This window comes from Leptolyngbya sp. GGD, from assembly GCF_026735145.1.
Lineage (GTDB): Bacteria > Cyanobacteriota > Cyanobacteriia > Leptolyngbyales > Leptolyngbyaceae > Leptolyngbya > Leptolyngbya boryana.
The window spans coordinates 374712-392420 of record NZ_JAPQKE010000003.1 but is presented as its reverse complement, the minus strand read 5'-3'; the positions used below and the strand labels follow the sequence as shown (position 1 = coordinate 392420).

16 protein-coding genes, 1 tRNA gene and 1 other annotated feature are annotated in these 17709 nt (G+C 48.1%); of the genes, 8 read left to right on the top strand and 9 right to left on the bottom strand.

Features of this window, described 5'->3' with window-relative positions:
* Window positions 1-287: 287 nt before the first annotated feature.
* Both infB and OU814_RS16775 read left to right on the top strand, forming a co-directional pair.
* The gene (gene infB, locus OU814_RS16780) at window positions 288-3335 is read left to right on the top strand and encodes a translation initiation factor IF-2 (protein ID WP_268184451.1); all 3048 of its coding nucleotides are present in this window, start codon (window positions 288-290) and stop codon (window positions 3333-3335) included.
* A 221-nt stretch (window positions 3336-3556) separates the two neighbouring features.
* Window positions 3557-4342: a CsgG/HfaB family protein gene (locus OU814_RS16775; RefSeq protein ID WP_268184449.1), complete on the top strand. Its 786-nt coding sequence runs from the start codon at window positions 3557-3559 to the stop codon at window positions 4340-4342.
* 106 nt (window positions 4343-4448) lie between these two features.
* Here the strand turns inward: OU814_RS16775 and OU814_RS16770 are convergent, their stop codons facing one another.
* Window positions 4449-6803 (bottom strand): GH116 family glycosyl hydrolase, encoded by a 2355-nt coding sequence (locus OU814_RS16770; RefSeq protein ID WP_268184447.1) that lies wholly within the window; start codon window positions 6801-6803, stop codon window positions 4449-4451.
* Between OU814_RS16770 and OU814_RS16765 the strand changes: the two genes are divergently transcribed.
* Both OU814_RS16765 and OU814_RS16760 read left to right on the top strand, forming a co-directional pair.
* A complete protein-coding gene (locus OU814_RS16765; protein WP_268184445.1) occupies window positions 6803-7390 on the top strand; it encodes a GIY-YIG nuclease family protein in 588 nt (195 codons plus the stop codon). The genes OU814_RS16770 and OU814_RS16765 overlap by 1 nt on opposite strands.
* 182 nt (window positions 7391-7572) lie before the next feature.
* On the top strand, window positions 7573-8880 hold the full coding sequence (locus OU814_RS16760) for an APC family permease (protein WP_017287867.1): 1308 nt from the start codon (window positions 7573-7575) through the stop codon (window positions 8878-8880).
* Here the strand turns inward: OU814_RS16760 and OU814_RS16755 are convergent.
* Complete coding sequence (locus OU814_RS16755) at window positions 8877-9710, bottom strand: Rpn family recombination-promoting nuclease/putative transposase (RefSeq protein WP_268184443.1); 834 nt, start codon at window positions 9708-9710, stop codon at window positions 8877-8879. The two genes, OU814_RS16760 and OU814_RS16755, sit on opposite strands and share 4 nt — an antisense overlap.
* A 144-nt stretch (window positions 9711-9854) precedes the next feature.
* Between OU814_RS16755 and OU814_RS16750 the strand changes: the two genes are divergently transcribed.
* Genes OU814_RS16750 through OU814_RS16735 form a run of 4 tightly spaced genes read left to right on the top strand, consistent with a single transcriptional unit; the run spans window position 9855 to window position 14149 of the window.
* Window positions 9855-10145, top strand: a complete 291-nt coding sequence (locus tag OU814_RS16750; protein WP_268184441.1) for a hypothetical protein — start codon at window positions 9855-9857, stop codon at window positions 10143-10145.
* Window positions 10138-12750 (top strand): CHAT domain-containing protein, encoded by a 2613-nt coding sequence (locus OU814_RS16745; RefSeq protein WP_268184439.1) that lies wholly within the window; start codon window positions 10138-10140, stop codon window positions 12748-12750. Before OU814_RS16750 ends, OU814_RS16745 begins: the two co-directional genes overlap by 8 nt.
* Window positions 12747-13469 (top strand): hypothetical protein, encoded by a 723-nt coding sequence (locus OU814_RS16740; RefSeq protein WP_268184437.1) that lies wholly within the window; start codon window positions 12747-12749, stop codon window positions 13467-13469. Before OU814_RS16745 ends, OU814_RS16740 begins: the two co-directional genes overlap by 4 nt.
* Window positions 13466-14149, top strand: a complete 684-nt coding sequence (locus OU814_RS16735) for a hypothetical protein (RefSeq protein ID WP_268184435.1) — start codon at window positions 13466-13468, stop codon at window positions 14147-14149. The genes OU814_RS16740 and OU814_RS16735 overlap by 4 nt, the downstream gene beginning before the upstream one ends.
* A 104-nt stretch (window positions 14150-14253) precedes the next feature.
* On the opposite strand, the gene rplL is transcribed toward OU814_RS16735, so the two are convergent.
* From rplL to OU814_RS16700, 7 genes are all read right to left on the bottom strand, one after another.
* On the bottom strand, window positions 14254-14649 hold the full coding sequence (rplL, locus tag OU814_RS16730) for a 50S ribosomal protein L7/L12 (RefSeq protein ID WP_017287862.1): 396 nt from the start codon (window positions 14647-14649) through the stop codon (window positions 14254-14256).
* 41 nt (window positions 14650-14690) lie between these two features.
* On the bottom strand, window positions 14691-15218 hold the full coding sequence (gene rplJ, locus OU814_RS16725; RefSeq protein ID WP_017287861.1) for a 50S ribosomal protein L10: 528 nt from the start codon (window positions 15216-15218) through the stop codon (window positions 14691-14693).
* Window positions 15219-15253: 35 nt separating this feature from the next.
* Window positions 15254-15399, bottom strand: a sequence feature (ribosomal protein L10 leader region).
* Between the two features lie 10 nt (window positions 15400-15409).
* Window positions 15410-16126: a 50S ribosomal protein L1 gene (gene rplA, locus OU814_RS16720; RefSeq protein WP_017287860.1), complete on the bottom strand. Its 717-nt coding sequence runs from the start codon at window positions 16124-16126 to the stop codon at window positions 15410-15412.
* A gap of 49 nt (window positions 16127-16175) precedes the next feature.
* Complete coding sequence (rplK, locus tag OU814_RS16715) at window positions 16176-16601, bottom strand: 50S ribosomal protein L11 (RefSeq protein WP_017287859.1); 426 nt, start codon at window positions 16599-16601, stop codon at window positions 16176-16178.
* A gap of 24 nt (window positions 16602-16625) precedes the next feature.
* Entirely contained in the window at window positions 16626-17255 is a 630-nt protein-coding gene (gene nusG / locus OU814_RS16710; RefSeq protein ID WP_017287858.1) for a transcription termination/antitermination protein NusG, read from the bottom strand.
* On the bottom strand, window positions 17252-17473 hold the full coding sequence (secE, locus tag OU814_RS16705) for a preprotein translocase subunit SecE (RefSeq protein ID WP_017287857.1): 222 nt from the start codon (window positions 17471-17473) through the stop codon (window positions 17252-17254). Before secE ends, nusG begins: the two co-directional genes overlap by 4 nt.
* Before the next feature lie 103 nt (window positions 17474-17576).
* Window positions 17577-17649, bottom strand: a tRNA-Trp gene (locus OU814_RS16700).
* Window positions 17650-17709: the final 60 nt, after the last annotated feature.

Here is a 17709-nt window from a genome sequence, read left to right as displayed (position 1 = left end):
TAAGAATTGATCGCACCATCTGCGATCGCTCAGCTAGTCTTGTGCATTTATCAAACTGCTCAGCGACAAATTGCGTTCTGAGCTACCATGCTACTTAAAGACCATTAAAAACTTGTGAGTTAAGACCACAAAATTTTAAGAACATGCAACGCTAAGAGGGTAACGTCTTCATCAAGTATTAATTTAGATAGTTCAATTATACTATCAAAACCCGAAAAAACCTGTCGTTTTAGTTAAAACAGAAGGTCACTATGTAACACCCAACGATCGAACGAGGGAAAGAGTGGATGAACAACGGCAAAATTAGAATTTACGACCTATCGAAAGAGTTAAATCTCGACAATCGAGATATACTCGCCATCTGCGAACAACTAAATATTCCGGTTAAAAGTCATAGCAGCACGATTACAGAAGCGGAAACTGAACAAATCCGCGCTGCTGCCCAAAAGTACGCTGCCAGCCACCCATCTCCGGCAAAAAGCGCACCCCGTTCTACCCCCCAATCTGTTGAATCTCGAAAGAAAACGCCCTTGAATATTCAGAAGAAACAGCAAATTCTCGAAATCCGTCGCCCTATTACGCGATCGACCGCCGCAGCGGAAGCCTCAGAGGTTCGCCCGCCGCAATCACCGACTGCACCCCAAGCGCCCTCTGCTCGCGCAGCAGAGCCTCCTCGTCCGAGCCGCCCTGCGACTGCTTCAGGGCCGAGCCTGACCGAAGCACCGACCCCAACTGAGCCGCCCGCTTCTGAACCTCAAGTTGAAGTATCTTCGGCTCCTCCTGTAGCTCCGGCAGAACCTGTGGAAGAACGTGCTGTACAGCCCAGTGCTCCAGCTCCAACCCTGCAAACTCCAGCGCCAGCGCGCCCCGCTACTCCAGCACCAGCGCGTCCTTCGCTCGTGAACAAACCCGTACTCAAGCGGGACAAGCCAGCCGCGAGTGAGGCAGGAAGTTCTGATAATCGTCGCCCGACGAGAGAAGGCAGCGGCGAAAAACCCCAGCGTCCTAGCATCAATCGCCGTCCTGGCGGACCTGTGAAGCCGGGAGAAGCTGCTCCAAAACCGCAGCAAATTGTGGAACTGCGGAGACCCAAACCTGCGCAAGCTGAAGACGCATCTGCCTCAGAAGGAGCGACTGCTCCAGTGCTGCGGAATCGCCCTGTGAAGCCTGCTGCTCCAGATCCAACCGCACCCGCTCCGGATCTCACACTGAACAAACCTACACCTCCTCGTAGACGCACGAAAGGCTGGGAGGAAGAAGAGGAAGACGTTCAAGAAGTCGAAAAAGCCGCGAAGTTGGGTAAAGGCAAGCGTCGCGCTCAGCCTAGAATTCAGGATGACGACGACGACGATCTCGATCTGTTCGGCAATGACGATGAGGGAGCAGTGAGTTCTGCTCAAGTTAGCCTCTCGCTTGCTCGTCCCGCCAAACCGAAAAATCTGCCTGGACAACAGCAAGTTCGCCCGGTTGCAACAGCAGCGCCGACTCAGCGCAAACGGAATAATTTCCGCGATCGTCGCAATCGGAACAACGAACCCGAAAAACAAGAGCGTCCTGAAATCATTACCTTAACGGGTGGGTTAACCGTTCAAGAATTGTCAAATCTCTTGGCAATTTCACCGACGGAGATCATTACCAAGCTCTTTATGAAGGGCATCGCGGCAACGATCACTCAGATGTTGGACGTTCAAACTGCCACGATGGTGGCAGAGGAGTACGACATCCTTGTGGAAGTCGGTACCAAAGAAGCAGCAGCCAAGAAACTGACTGAGATGATCGATGCGGATGATTTAGATTATCTGCACCGCCGTCCACCGGTCGTCACGATCATGGGTCACGTAGACCACGGTAAAACCACCCTGCTCGACTCAATTCGGAAAACGAAAGTTGCAGCCGGAGAAGCAGGCGGTATCACCCAACACATTGGGGCATATCACGTCGATGTCATGCACAACGACGCGATGCAACAGGTCGTCTTCTTGGATACACCGGGTCACGAAGCGTTCACTGCAATGCGGGCACGTGGGGCACGGGTCACTGACGTAGCGATTCTTGTTGTTGCAGCCGATGACGGGGTACAGCCTCAGACGGTTGAAGCGATCAGTCACGCGAAGGCAGCAGAAGTGCCGATCATCGTGGCGATTAACAAAGTAGATAAAGAAGGGGCACAGCCCGATCGCGTTAAGCAAGAATTAACCGAGTACAACCTTGTGCCGGAAGAATGGGGTGGCGATACGATCATGGTTCCGGTGAGTGCGTTAACCGGGGACAATCTCGATACGCTGCTCGATATGATTCTGCTCGTCTCTGAAGTTGAGGATCTATCGGCAAACCCAGATCGTCCTGCAAGAGGAACTGTGATTGAAGCGCACTTAGACAAGGCAAAAGGTCCTGTCGCGACCTTGCTGATTCAGAATGGTACGCTGCGTGTCGGTGACGTGTTGGTTGCTGGATCTGCCTTGGGTAAAGTGCGGGCAATGGTTGACGATCGCGGTCATCGCGTTCAAGAAGCTTCGCCCTCATTTGCAGTGGAAGTCCTCGGTTTGAGCGATGTTCCAGCCGCAGGGGATGAATTCCAAGTCTTCCAAGATGAGAAGGAAGCACGAGCAACGGCTTCGGATCGTGCCGATGAGCAACGACAATCGAGACTGTTGGCAGCGATGTCTTCTCGTCGGGTGAGCTTGAATACACTTTCAGCGAAGGCGCAAGAAGGCGAACTCAAGGAACTGAATCTCGTCTTGAAGGCGGACGTACAGGGATCGATCGAAGCGATTCTGGGTGCGTTAAGTCAGTTGCCTCAGAACGAAGTGCAGGTGCGGGTCTTGTTCTCAGCTCCGGGTGAAATCTCAGAGACAGACGTTGACTTAGCAGCGGCTTCTGATGCAGTCATTATTGGCTTCAACACCACATTAGCTCCCGGTGCGCGTCAAGCCGCCGATCGAGCAGGTGTTGATGTCCGCGACTACAACATCATTTACAACTTGTTGGATGATGTTCAGGGTGCGATGGAAGGTCTGCTCGAACCTGAATTGGTGGAAGAGGCACTTGGACAAGCAGAAGTGCGGGCAGTATTCCCGGTTGGACGGGGTGCTGTTGCGGGCTGTTATGTTCAGTCAGGTAAGCTGATTCGGAACTGTAAGATTCGGATTCATCGCGGTGGTAAGCTCATCTACTCTGGCACTTTGGATTCACTGAAGCGGATGAAAGAAGATGCGCGGGAAGTGAATACGGGTTACGAGTGCGGTATCGGTCTGGATGACTTCAAGGATTGGGTCGAAGGCGATACCATCGAGGCTTATAAGATGGTCACGAAACGTCGCACGCTAGCTCGATAATTTGATTCAATTAAAACCGCTCCTCTTTGGTTGAGGGGCGGTTTTTTTATGGAAATCACGATCGACGCCATTAGTCGAAGAATCAGTCAACGAGCAAAATCTACACGGTATCGACATAATTCTAGGTAGAGTGTAATGATATGCTGTTGCATAGAGCACTATGTTTTATTTCATCAAGGTGATCATCTACAACTCTCATATCACTCGGATGAATCACACTTATGAAAATTTCACCTACCTTTCGAGCACTCAGTCTGAATGCTGCCGCAACGATCGTCGCCTTGGGTTTCAGTCTCAGCGCTGGAACCGCAGCATTCGCGCAATCCAAACTAACCATCTCTGTTCCAGAGTTTAAGAATGAGACAAATTGGTGGTGGTGGCGCGGTTCGACAGCTCGTGAGCTAGCTGACGCACTCAGTAATGAATTAAGTTCGACTGGAAAGTTTACGGTTGTTGAGCGTCAGAAACTTGGAGCCGTTCTTTCAGAGCAGGAATTAGCAGAGCTTGGATTAGTCCGTCGAGGGACTGAAGCCAAGAGAGGACAGTTGACGGGATCGCAGTATATTGTCGTCGGTCAAGTGACTTCTTATGAAGAAGGAGTTGCTGAAGAATCGACCGGGGGCAGAGTCGGCGGAATTAATATTGGTGGCATCCGATTAGGCGGAGGAGCACGCCAAGAAAAGCAACAAGCTTACATTGCAGTTGATCTGCGGGTTGTAGATTCGACAACAGGCGAAGTTGTCCATTCTCGAACCATTGAAGGTCGCGCAACTTCAGAAGCGGGAGGGGGCGATTTGGGTGTGAGTATTGGTGGCGTGAGTTTGGGTGGCGATCGCTCCCAGGCAAAACGTGCGCCGGTTGGGAAAGCACTGCGTGCTGCCTTGATCGAAGCAACAGATTATTTAAGTTGCGTAATGGTTGAGAAAGGTTCTTGCATTGCGAAATATGAGGCGAAAGATCAAAATCGTCGGGAAAGAACGCGAGGCGTTTTGGATTTGGATGAATAGATGAGATAAAAGCATCGATCTCTTTGAGATCAAGGAATTGAGGAGATAGGGAATAATCTGAGCCTAGATTCTCCCCATCTCCCACTTGCAAACCTCATGCGGTGAATTATTCGGCTGGAGTATTGCGATCGCACATCAGATAAACCGCCCAAATCGCCATTGCTCTTAAATAGTGACTCGCTCGGAATGTCCCTGCGGCGGTAATCGCTTCTGGGGTTCTGAACTGCAAGCCATGATCATAAACTTGCTGGACAACTGATTCTGTAATCGCCCAGGCTTCAGACTTCATGCCCATTCGCATCAAGAAAGCAGCTAAGCCAAAATTAATTCCTGTCCAGACTTCAAGGGGATGGGTTGCATTCGGATTTTCAGGAGAGCCATCGGGTCGAACTCCATTGGCTGCGCCGATCGCACGTTCCACATTCATCTTTTGATTGAATTTCACGAAGCAAGCATCGTAGATCGTTTTGAGTGCAGACTCGGTGCATTCGGTTGGCACAACGTCCGGCAGATTTAACAACTTCGCATAGAACTGTCCACAGAGTTGATCGGCCATGACAACATCAGAGCCACTCTCACTATCTAAGCGGTAGTAAGTTCCATTCCAAAGTTTCTCTTGATAAATTGGACGAGATTGAGCGAGCCATGCTTGGTAGAGTTCGACCGGACGATCGAGAATTTTGCCAATTGCGATCGCGCTTTCCAGTGCCGCAATCCACAAACCACCACAGTAAGCACTGACTCCTTGCAATCGCCAATCGTCAAAGGTTTGATCGGGTGCGCCAGAGTTTTCAGGAATGCCATCATTATCGAGATCGAACTGTTTGAGATAGAGAAGTGTTTCAGCGATCGCATCCCAGCATTCTGCTAAAAATTCAACATCGGTTGCGCCTGTGAGCAAGTAATCTCGATAAACTTGCAGCACAAAGTCAGAGCCTAAATCCTTCCATAAGTTGCAATCTTGATAAGCGGTATAGTTCGTTTTCTCCCATACATGCTCATTCGGTGCGCCCAAATCATGTGGAGTTGCGCCTTTTACTTTGCGCAGTGCCATCGGACTCTCAGAGCCGATCGTGTAATAGTAACCAATCACGCGGGTGCGATCGTCTTGTGCTGGAATTGCTCTCGCGAAAGCTAGCATGACGGATTTCTCTAACTTCTCCCAAAGCATAAGCAGTCCAAACGAGCCATACAGCCGCACATCTAAGCTCTCATACCAGCGATAATCAATGCACTCTAGTACAGCAAACTGTCCAACGGGGTCGCGCTCGTCCGCAGCACTCCACAAGGTTCCACCTTGAGTCAGGTCATAGAGTTCATTGAACAATGCCATTTTGAACCAATCCGGGAGATCGGCTCGATCGAGAATCGGTTGCTGCCAATCTTGGATCTTTTCTTGCCATGATTTTAGATGCTTCAAAGCCGTTCGAGCGATCGACCATGCGTTCTGTCCACTGCGACCGAAGAAATCGGTGTAGCGTCGGAAATACTCAATTCCTTGAGCAAATTCGGTGACTGGAAAATCCCAACTGAGAACAAAGGGAATTTGTAGAGTTTGACCAGGTTTCAAAGTAAAGCGAACTGAGATCGCACTGCCGAGCGTTTCTCCGTTTGAAATGGTTTCGTCATCTCGATCCCGAAGCGAGCCATCTTGCGAGAAACTTTGCCAAAGTTCTGAAGTTTCCAGCCAGCGAGTATCGTAGAAGACTTCCCAGAGGTAAGGATTGAGATTCGTTGCGATCGCCCATTGTCCGTCGCCTTCAGTCGGTTGTTCAAAAGCGCGAGACATGACGATCGCCAATTGATTCTCGTTACCCGTTAGCTGATTGAAATTGCCTGCGCTTTCCCGCATTCGAGGCTGGTATTCATACACAGGGCTACCATCATCTCTGAGGCGAATTTCCGGAGACTTCAATGCATTGGTAAACCAACCGACCATATTCTGCCAGGTCAGCATAATACTGAGCGTGATCGGCTGATCCGTTGGATTGTGTGCTGTCCATTGAAAGACAGCAACGGGATAGCTCGTTTCTTGATAGTTCTGAGCAATGATCGGTGAGAACTGTTCACACGTTAGCTGCGCTTGAAACACATTCTCGTACTGGAACCAGCTCCGCGGATACAAAGCTGAATAAGTTCCACCATTTTCAGGATATGAATTTTCTACACTCTGATCCGTGGTCAACTGATAAGCCTGAACGGTTTCTCCGACCTGTTCAAACACGCTAAATTGACATGCTGGCATCGACTCAAACACATGTTCTCCGCCATCAATATGCCAAAGATTAAAATCTCCTTTCGACGATCGCCCAATACATCCCGCTCCGAATCCTCCCAACGGTGCGCCATGCCAAGCCCCATCATCCAAATTGCTCGGATAGCGTACGGTGTAGGGCTTTTCCCATCCTTTTCCAATCGGACGCTTCCAAGCGCAATTCGGGATCTGAGAAGATTGAGTCATTGTTAAATTTGGCGATCGGCAATGCTCAATATACTACGATCGAGCAACTTCGCCCTGTGAATCCAATGTCCGAAATTCCATCGCTGTCAGAGTTAGAGTTTCTTCCCTACGTTGATCAAGCTGGTCAATTGCTAGAACAGTTTCAAGGCAAAATCGGCATCTATGCAATTTTTGATCAAGAGAAAAACCTGAAATTTGTTGGGTTCTCGCGAGATGTCTTTTTAAGCCTGAGACAGCATTTGGTGAGGTGTCCACGGGAGTGCTATTGGGTGAAAGTCAGTTTAATCGATCGACCAAATCGCACAATTTTAGAAACGACTCGCGCCGCTTGGATTGAAGAAAATGGTGCACCACTCAGCGATGAATCACAGTGGACACAGCCGATTCAGGTAAAAGAATTCATGACTGCTCAAGAGCGATCGACCTTTGAAAGCGCGATCGATGAACTCTCTCAAATGAAAGCATTAAAAAACGTTGCCCGCCGAGTGGAGTCGGAGATCATGACGCAACTCAAAGCGCGCAACGTTCAAGCTGAGATTCGATTTAATCCGAAGCTGAAAGAAGAAGGATTATTGGATTTGAAATAAGCTGAGCAGCTTGCACTCTTGCAAGAACTCGATCGCTTCTATAAGCTTCATTTTCTAAACACGTTCGAGTGTTGCAATCATTGCATACCGCGAGACGATCGCAACGTGTAAACCTTAAGCTAGACCGTGAGCGATCGCGAAAGTGATAGATTTCCACCCTTGTTAGAGGTAAAAAAGTTGACATGGAAACGAATGAAGAATCGACCTCACTCAAACGAGTGTTTGGGCTACCTGCCTTGGTGATATATGGAGTCGGTGACATCTTGGGGGCGGGAATTTACGCCGTGATTGGAGATATCACGAAACCTTCGGCTTCACTGGTTTGGGTTTCATTTATCATTGCCCTCGTCGTTGCTGCTTTTACGGCTTTGAGCTATGCCGAGTTAGGAGGACGATTGCCAAAGTGTGGAGGAGTCGCGCATTTTGTCCAGCAAGCTTTTCGGATTGACTGGCTTTCGACATTAGTTGGCTGGGTCATGTTTTGTACCTGTATTGTCTCAATGGCAACGATTTCCAAAGCATTTGCAGGCTATCTAATGGCTTCGATCCCGGTATTGCCCGAGTGGTTTCTGGTCATTCTTCTGTTTGCAGCACTGGGCTATGTCAATTTTCGAGGCATGAAAGAGTCCTCGTTACTGAACTTGGTGTGTACCGCGATCGAGACTTCAGGACTCTTGATCGTGATTCTACTTGCCAGCATTTATATATTCGGAGGTGCAGCAACAACGGCTCCAGTTGTGGCGATTCAACCTGAAACAGGCTGGACAGGAATTATCGGAGGAGCGTCGATCGCGTTCTATGCGTTCATTGGCTTTGAGGACATTGTGAATGTCGCTGAAGAGGTCAAAAATCCTGAGCGGAATGTGCCAAGAGCAATTGTTTTGTCCTTGGCGATCGCGGGAGTCATTTATATTGCGATCGCTTGGCTGGCTGTGAATGTGCTGAGTCCTACAGATTTAGCTGGCTCAAAAGCGCCTTTGCTTGATGTCGTCACTCGCGCTCAGCCAAGTTTCCCGAAGTTGATTTTCACATTCATTCCTCTGTTTGCTGTGATGAATACAGCATTGCTGAACTTTGTGACTGCGTCGCGATTAGTTTTTGGGATGGCTCGCGAGGGTTTAATTCCGACCTGGGCAGGTAAATTACATCCTGAACGAGCAACACCTTATCGAGCAATTTTGGTGATTTTAGCGATCGTGATTGTGATTGCTCTAGCTGGCACACGAGAACTGCTAGCAGGAACAACCGCAACGCTGATTCTCATTATGTTTGTTCTGACCAATCTTTCTCTGCTAGTGATTAAGCGTCGAGAGCCCATCATTTCTGGGTTTCAGGTTCCGCTGATCGTTCCTGCGATCGCAGTTTTACTCAATCTCTTGCTCATTGCCTATGCACAGCAAAAGAGCCATATTTTCGCATTGGGCTTTATCACAGTTGGCGCATTGCTGATTTTGCTTCAGAATACTTTGAAGAAGAAGCAGTTGACCTAATTTTGCTCTGCTAGCCAAACTTCTAAATCGGTTTGAGAAGAGAAGTTTAGAAGCGCGATCGCTAAGTTTCCAAGTTGCTCTAAGTTGAGTGTGGAAATGCGATCGCGTTCTTGTTGCGAGGGTAAACCGATTTTTTGCTCCAGCATACGGAGAATCAGCGATCGTTGCCCTTGTAAAAGTCCGCGTTCTTCGCCTTCTTGAAGGATTTCTTGATAGATTACGGATTCTCGCATCATGTCCTCCCGAAATAGGCGGTGGATTCTATCTTTATCGTACTTTAGACCTGCCATAAGCTGCACATACGACGAAACCTCGCGTCGTTCTTCGGTTTCAGGAATTTCTGCAACTTGTTGAACAATGCGATTGAGCAGTTGATCTGGATTTTGAGTTCGAGTCAGAGCAGCAAAAGGCAGCAGAACTGGATCGTGTAGAAATGGGTCTGGGTCTTGCTCCCACATTTTTACAACTTGAAATTCATGGCGAGTTGATTCTTCTTCAAAGAAGTTTTCGATCGTCATTCCTTCACTCGGCGGCAACAGCACAATCACGATTTGAGTAATGGAGGATCGATACAATCGATACAGCCGCACCCAGTAATCTAGTAACCGAAAAGGGATAGGCGGATCAGATGTCCAAATGGTCTGGAACTCTAGATGAAGAATGCGATCGCTCGTTTTCAGAAATGTCACCGAGTCTGCTCGAATGGGTTCGATGCTCAGTTCGGTTTTGAGAACTTCGATCGTGCTTGTCACTTCTTCGCCGAGTAACCAAGCTGCAAATCGCTCCGGGTGCTTTTCCGCTAGCAGCTTACAAAGATTGTCGAAGCTCATACATATGTATCAAAATCTTTGTGTAGTGTATCAGGTTCGCGATCGTGCATCCATCACAGCAAAGGATAAAAGCGATCGCTAGAGTTCCCCAATCTCTACTTTTCGCTTTGTAGAATAAATCTGATTGTTTCAAGGCTCTGATCGATGTTTCGGAATTTCTGGCGCAAGAGTGGCGATCGTTCTAAGGCTGAAGTCGAAAATTCGCCGCCTCAAAGTTCCTCGGTTGACTATGAAGCGGTGTTGTTTGTCTTGCTGGATGAGGTGGAACGACGATCGGAGTTTAATCGCGGCTGGATTCGGGGATTTTTGGAGCAGCGAGGGGTGGCGCGGGAAGCGTTAGCAGAGATGGTTGCGTGGATTTGGAGAACGGTTGCAGAGTGGGGAAGAGCATCAGGAATTAGGGGAACGGTTGTTGAGGTTGGGGCGATTGGATGAAGGTGAATTGTGCCGAGTCGCAGGATTGATTGGGGGTCGGTTGGAGCGAGAGTGTCCTCAGGCTCCGAAAGATGAAGCGGAGGCTTGGTGGAACCGAGGAAATGAGTGTTACCGTGCAGGGGATTTTGAGGGTGCGATCTCAAGCTATGACAAAGTGCTCAACACTAAACCGGATCTTCCCGAAATTTGGATCATTCGTGGCATTGCATTCGATCATCTAGGACGATACGAAGATGCAATCGCAAGCTTTGATAAAGTACTCGACATCAAGCCGGATTATCATACAGCTTGGCTCATTCGCGGCGATTCACTCCATAATCTAGGACGAGACGAAGAGGCGGTCGCAAGCTTTGATAAAGCCCTCGACATCAACCCGGATTATCAAACTTGGTACAATCGCGGTATTTCACTCCACAATCTAGGACGGAACGAAGAGGCGGTCGCAAGTTTTGATAAAGCCCTCGACATCGAATCGGATTCTCATGCAGCTTGGCACAATCGCGGCATCTCACTTGATAATCTAGGACGGCATGAAGATGCGATGGCAAGTCTTGACAAAGCCCTCGATATCAAATCTGACCTTCACGAAGCTTGGTTCAATCGCGGCATTTTACTCCATAATCTGGATCAGTACGAAGATGCGATGGCAAGCCTTGATAAAGCCCTCGACATCAACCCGGATTATTATGCAGCTTGGCACAGTCGCGGTATTTCGCTCCATGATCTAGGACGGTACGAAGAGGCGATCACAAGCTTTGATAAAGCCCTCGACATCAACCCGGATTATTATGCAGCTTGGACGAGTCGTGGCAATTCACTCAATATTCTAGACCGGTACGAAGAGGCGATCACAAGCCTTGATAAAGCCCTCGACATCAAATCTGACCTTTACGAAGCTTGGTTCAATCGCGGCATTTCACTTGATAATCTAGGACGGCACGAAGAGGCGATCTCGAACTATGATCAAGGACTTACCTGCGTTCTAAAGGAAGCTAACCCTGAAGGATGGGGGAACCTTCAGCGTGGAAAAGGTAACATCTACTTCTACCAAGCGCAGAACAGTCAAAATATTCGAACTAGCAAAATCTACTACAGTCAAGCAGTCACTGTTTATAACACTGCAAGACAGACGTTAGAATCATTTCCGAGGTTCTATTTAGAACTCATTCAAAACCTTATTACAACTTATATTGGCTTAGGCGATTCCGAAACTGCTGATCAATGGCGTATCAAAGGATTAGAAGTTTTTCGGCAATTGCTTAATGCCCAATCGACACCATTACAAAAGCGCAATCTTGAAACAAAGTTCTCAAGCTTTAGCCGCATTGCTATCGATCGCCTACTAGCTCAAGGCGAAACTATCGTCGCTCTCGAAACCGCAGAGCGCTACAAAAATCGCTGCCTCACCTGGATTCTCGACGAATGGAAAGAACAAGTCATCAGCCTAAGCTATGCTGAAATCCGCCAACTGCTCAACCCGCAAACCGCGATCGTTTACTGGCATTTCAGCGATGAGTCCCTCACCACCTTTATCCTTACCCCAACTTCAGAAGACCCGATCGTTTTAGAAAATCTGCTTCCCTACGATCGCTCTCAAAAGCTCCAATCCTGGATCAAATCCTGGAACACTCAATACAACGACTATCGAACCAAAAAAGCCAATCAATCCGATCATCCTTGGCACAAAACCTTATCAACCCAACTAATAAAGCTAAAAGAACTTCTACAAATTCAGACGATCGAATCTCACCTCCCAAACATTCAAAACCTCATTCTCCTGCCCCATCGAGATTTGCATCGTTTTCCCCTTCACGCTCTATTCTCAGAAAGTTTGACCATCAGTTATCTTCCTAGCATCCAAATTGGCTTAAATCTAAAATCGAGATCCAGCGATCGCACTTCTTTCCTTCTCAATGTTGAAGATCCCGATCGCGGCAATTCAATGCCTTTCGCCCAACTCGAATCAGTGATTTTGAAAGCAATGTTCGCCCCAAACGCCTTCTCGATTCCACCAGAAAAGAGCGATCGCGCAACCGTCGAATCCGCTCTCAAAACACATCACGGCATCTTTCATTTCACAGGACACGCCAACTATAACGATCGCAAACCTGAAAACTCCGAACTCGCACTCAAAAACTCAGACACGCTCACAGCCAAGGAAATCAGTAGTTTAGATCTGAAAAACTATCATCTCGTCAGCCTCTCCGCTTGCGAAACTGCGCTAAATGGGACTCAATCGATCGATACCGAATACGTCGGCTTAACCAGCGCCTTTCTCCAAGCCGGAGTTTCACACATCATCAGCACCCTTTGGACAGTCGAAGAAGCCTCAAACGCCTATCTGATGATCCGGTTCTATCAATTTTGGCAATCGGGTCAAGAAAGCGCGATCGCACTTCGATCCGCCCAAAACTGGCTCCGCATCTGCTCAAATGCCACACTCGCCCAATGGCTCAAAGACCTGCTCCCTTACACTGAAAGCGATCCCGGCGCTCAAGAATATCTTCGGAGTTGTATTCAAAGCATTGAATGTAAAATAGACGAAACAGACCCGCCGTATCGCGATCCTTATTACTGGGCAGCCTTTACCCATACTGGACTATGACGATCGCTAATGCCTTCGATGCTTTTACCTTTCAAGCCTTTTCTCTGGCACTCCTTCAGCTAGACCCCTCTCGCTTGGAAACCCTGCAACCCACGCTACAAAGCATTAGCGACCTCGCCAGCCGTCAACCTCAATCCGCTGTAAATCAAATCCGGCAACTTCTCGATCAAGATTCCGAACTCAAATCTATTTACGACTCAGAATACGATCGCCTCGCACAGTCCTACCAAACCCAAGAACGTGCCAAAGGATTTTTCGATTCACCGACCAGTGAGGCAACTCTAACTTGGGACGCTCTCGCATTCCCCATTCTGCAATCGACAGATCCCATCAAAACAGCTAAAAATCTGCTCAAGCGAACAAAATCCAAGCAGACAGCAAACACTCAGCCTTACCTCAATTCTCTGCAACGCACGATCGCCACAGTCGAGCAAACCGAAATCAAAATCCTCAAAGCGATCGAACACCATCCGACCTCGATCGAAGATTTAGTCTATGTAGTTGGACTCCCTATCAATCAGGTATCGAGTATTATCCAAAATCTCTGGAAACGCGGATACATCGATCGCGCTACCAGTAGTTTTATCTCGATGCTATTTCCCCAACGCAAGAAAGCACAGCAACTCGATCCACAGATTCCACTCGCTTTAACCTCAACAGGCTATTTCTTCCTGCACCCGATTATCACAGCCAGTCCATCCGAGGCATTGAATCGATGAATTGGCTGCAATCTTGGGAACCGTACATCGCGATCGCGCTCCTGACTGGACTAATCAATCTCCCCATCTCCATCAAAAAACTACTGAATAAGTGTCAATCTCTTCCCTTCTTCAAACCACTCAGCACGATCGCCTTTTGGTGGTGGATTTTGGTGAATTTAGCTCTACCTGCAACCGTTTTCTGGCTTCTCTATTCAATTCCCACTAAACCAACCGTCAACGCAGATCTCGTAACCAAAGCAATTACATTTGGCTTGATCTTCACGGCTTTTGCCAATGCTCGTGTCGATACTGGCTTTTTTGGAGTCGATATCGAGAAGTTTTACAAATATCTCACTCAATTTACCTACGATCGCATCGCGGCCAGCCAAACCAGAGAAACTGCTGCATTTTGGACAGATTTTGAAGCCGATCTGAACCAAAATCAGCCTGATATCAGCGAAGGTCTGAACTATCTAGAAAACTATTTTCAAAATGATGTCTCTCTCGACGAAATCGCAAAACAGGATTACCAGAAACGTCTCGATCGAGTTCGTCAAATGACGGTCAAATCTGAACAAACAAAAGCGATTCGGACTCTTATTGCAATCCGACGACGCGATTTACCCGAAGTATTAAAGCGCTTCAGATGTAGCACTGCCTTCTTAAACAAATATCTATCCAAACTTTCAAAGCAGTAGCATTTTGCATCTATCGATTTCCAATCACTCCACAAGAAATCACAACCAACAAAAAAGGAGCCTCTCGCAAGAGACTCCCAAAATCATCAGAATCGAACGAGTGACTATTTAACCGTCACTTTACCGCCAGCTTCTTCGATTTGTTTCTTGATGTCTTCAGCCTCAGCCTTAGCAACACCTTCTTTGATTGCTTTCGGCGCAGCTTCTACGAGGTCTTTTGCTTCCTTCAGACCCAAGCCAGTGATACCGCGAACAACTTTGAGAACGGCGATCTTCTTATCAGCAGGAACTTCTTCCAAGACTGCATCAAATTCGGTCTTCTCTTCGACTTCTTCAGCCGCAGCACCGCCGCCAGCACCCGGAGCCATCATCATCATGCCACCTGCGGGAGCAGCAGCACTTACACCAAAAACTTCTTCGATTTGTTTAACCAGCTCAGAAGCTTCGAGCAGGGTCAAACCTTTCAACTTCTCTACAATTTCATCAGTTACAGCAGACATGGACTAACTCCTAAATCAATTGAAATTTGCCAAGCAGATTACTACGCTGCTTCTTTTTCGGACACCTGTTTGATCGCTCTTGCCAAACCAGACGGTACTTCGTTGATACCCACTGCCAGCTTGGTTGCGACACCGTTGATAGCACCAGCAATCTGTGCAATGAGCTGTTCCTTAGAAGGTAGATCTGCAATCGCTTTAAGATCCGCTTCTTTGAGAACTTTGCCATCCATCACACCGCCGCGCATCTCGGTCTTTTTGGATGCCTTTTGGAACTCTTGATATGCTTTGATCGCACCACCAAGGTCGTCCTTGACCATCACAAACGCGGAATCACCTTTCAGTAATTCGCTCACCGCTTGCCAGCGATCGTCACCTTCGGTCGCTTTCTCCATAAACGTGTTCTTTGTCACCTGACAAATCGCACCTTTCGGACGCAAACGATTCCGTAAATCCGAAATCTCCGCAACAGTCAAACCACTGTAGTTAATGATGAACATCAACTGTGATTCGCTGAGCGTTTCTTTCAGACCTGCAACAATCTCTTTCTTGTTTGCTAACGTTCTTCCCACTCTTTCTCACCTCCTGGTTTGGGACGAATGAGAATATCCAAAAACAAAAAACTCGACTTTAAGAGAAAGCCGAGTTCGCATGATTTCTAAAGAACACTCGAAAGTGTCTGGAAAAATCAAACCTCGGCAGGACATTAAGGCTTTAACCACCTGCTGTCTTTGGTTTGGATATTCAGTTGAAAAACTTTTGTCTAAGCAGCGTCTCCAACCTTGAGGTCACGCAGTGCGTTGATATCGACCTCAATGGACGGACCCATCGTTGACGACACGTACATTGTACGCCAATAGCGTCCTTTTGCACCAGCAGGACGATTTCGATCGATCGTTTCTTGCAGGGCTTTCAGGTTCGTCAACAAATCTTCTGCGGAAAAGCCTGCTTTACCAAATAGAACGTGGACGATCCCAGTCCGATCTGCCCGGAATTCAAGCTTACCTGCTTTGAATTCAGCGATCGCTTGCGGCAGATCAAAGGTCACCGTACCACCTTTCGGCGAAGGCATCAAACCACGTGGACCTAGCACACGGCCAAGTTTTGCAACTTGAGGCATCACGTCGGGAGTTGCAATCAGCAGATCGAAGTCCATCCGTCCTTTCTGGATTTCATCGATCAGTTCTTCAGAACCTGCAATATCCGCGCCTGCGTTCGTTGCTTCCGTTACTTTTTCACCACGAGCAATGACCGCGACTCGGATTTCTTGACCCGTTCCTTTCGGCAGTGCAACGGTGGTTCTTAACTGTTGGTCGGTGTACTTGGGATCGATACCGAGACGAATATGCGCCTCAGCCGATTCAGGAAATTTCGCAGTTGCTGTTTCTTTGAGCAATTGCAAGGCTTCAAGCGGCGCATAAGCCTTGTCTTGAACCTTTGCACGCAGTTCTCTGGTGCGCTTTGATAGTTTCTTTACCATGTGTCTCCTGGGGTAAATGGCGAGAAGATCTCTCCCCCGAAAAATTGAACTAGTCGGTGATGGTTACGCCCATGTTACGAGCGGTTCCAGCGATGATTTTCTTAGCTGCTTCAATGTCGTTTGCATTGAGGTCAGGCATTTTGGTCTTCGCGATATCTTCGAGTTGAGCTTGAGTAATCTTGCCCACTTTCTTTTTGTTCGGTTCGCCTGAGCCTGTTTCGATTCCGGCTGCTTTTGCAATCAGCTTCGAGGCAGGAGGCGTTTTGAGAATGAACGTGAAGCTACGGTCTTCGTAAACAGAGATTTCTACCGGTACAACCATCCCTGCTTGGTCAGCAGTTCTCGCGTTGTATTCCTTGCAGAACATCATGATATTGACCCCGTGCTGACCCAGTGCAGGTCCGATCGGGGGTGCAGGATTCGCCTTGCCAGCGTTGATCGCCAGCTTGATCACTGCGGTTACTTTTTTTGCCATCGATCTTGACTTTCTGAAAGCCGATTAAATTTTCTGCACTTGGTTCACTTCTAGTTCTACCGGGGTTTCACGCCCAAAGATAGATAGAAGTGCTTTGAGCTTGTTCCGCTCAGGGCTGAGTTCGATGACTTCGCCTTCAAAGTCTTTAAATGGACCTGAAAGCACCGTAATCTTATCGCCCATCGCCATGTCAATTTTTCTGACAGGCTCCTGCTCTTGGGACTGTTTGAAGATGCGTTCCACTTCTCCATGCCCCAATGGCATTGGTTTGACGTGACCTCTGCCTCGTCCGTAGCGCCGTTTTTGCTCCGCGCCGACGAAGTTAATCACGTTGGGGGTGTTCTTAATTACCTGCCACGTTTCGTCATCCATCACCATTTTGACGAGGACATAGCCTGGGAAAACTTTCTCAGCCGATTCCTTGGCTCGTCCGTCTTTTTGGTGCTTGAGAATGGGCGTTTCAGGAATTTGAACTTCCAAAATCCGGTTCACAACATCGAGCGTCTCGATCCGTTGCTCTAAATTCATTTTGACGCGCTTTTCACAGCCTGATGCGACCTGGACAGCATACCATCGAGCACCTTTGGCTAGCTCTGCCTCCAAGTTTTCTTCGGAGCGATCGTCGTACTGCGTTTCGTCTGAGGTAAATGTCATCCGAATACTCTCACTTGTGCCCAATGAAAGAACTGATCAACAAAGTAAATCAAGCTAGCAGAGAGCGTGACCATCAAAATCACAGAAAGCGATTCTCCAATCAGTTGCTGACGGCTAGGCCACACAACTTTGTCGAGTTCTTCCTTCGTTTCTTTTGCGAACTCGTTCGGATTAAATCCTGATTTTTGCTCCAAAGCTGACTCGCCTTTCTTTGCCACTGCTCTGCTCCATTGTTCGACCGAACTTTTATGATAATGATTTTTGTCGATCGCGGCACACTACCGAAAAAATCCTATTACATGCAAAATCAGAGTAATTCAGCGCGCCCTGGAGGACTTGAACCCCCGACATCAGGTTTTGGAGACCTGCGTTCTACCAACTGAACTAAGAGCGCATATGCTGAACGACTCTGAATTGCGTTCTTTATCTAGTCTACCAGGTGTTGTGCATTCTA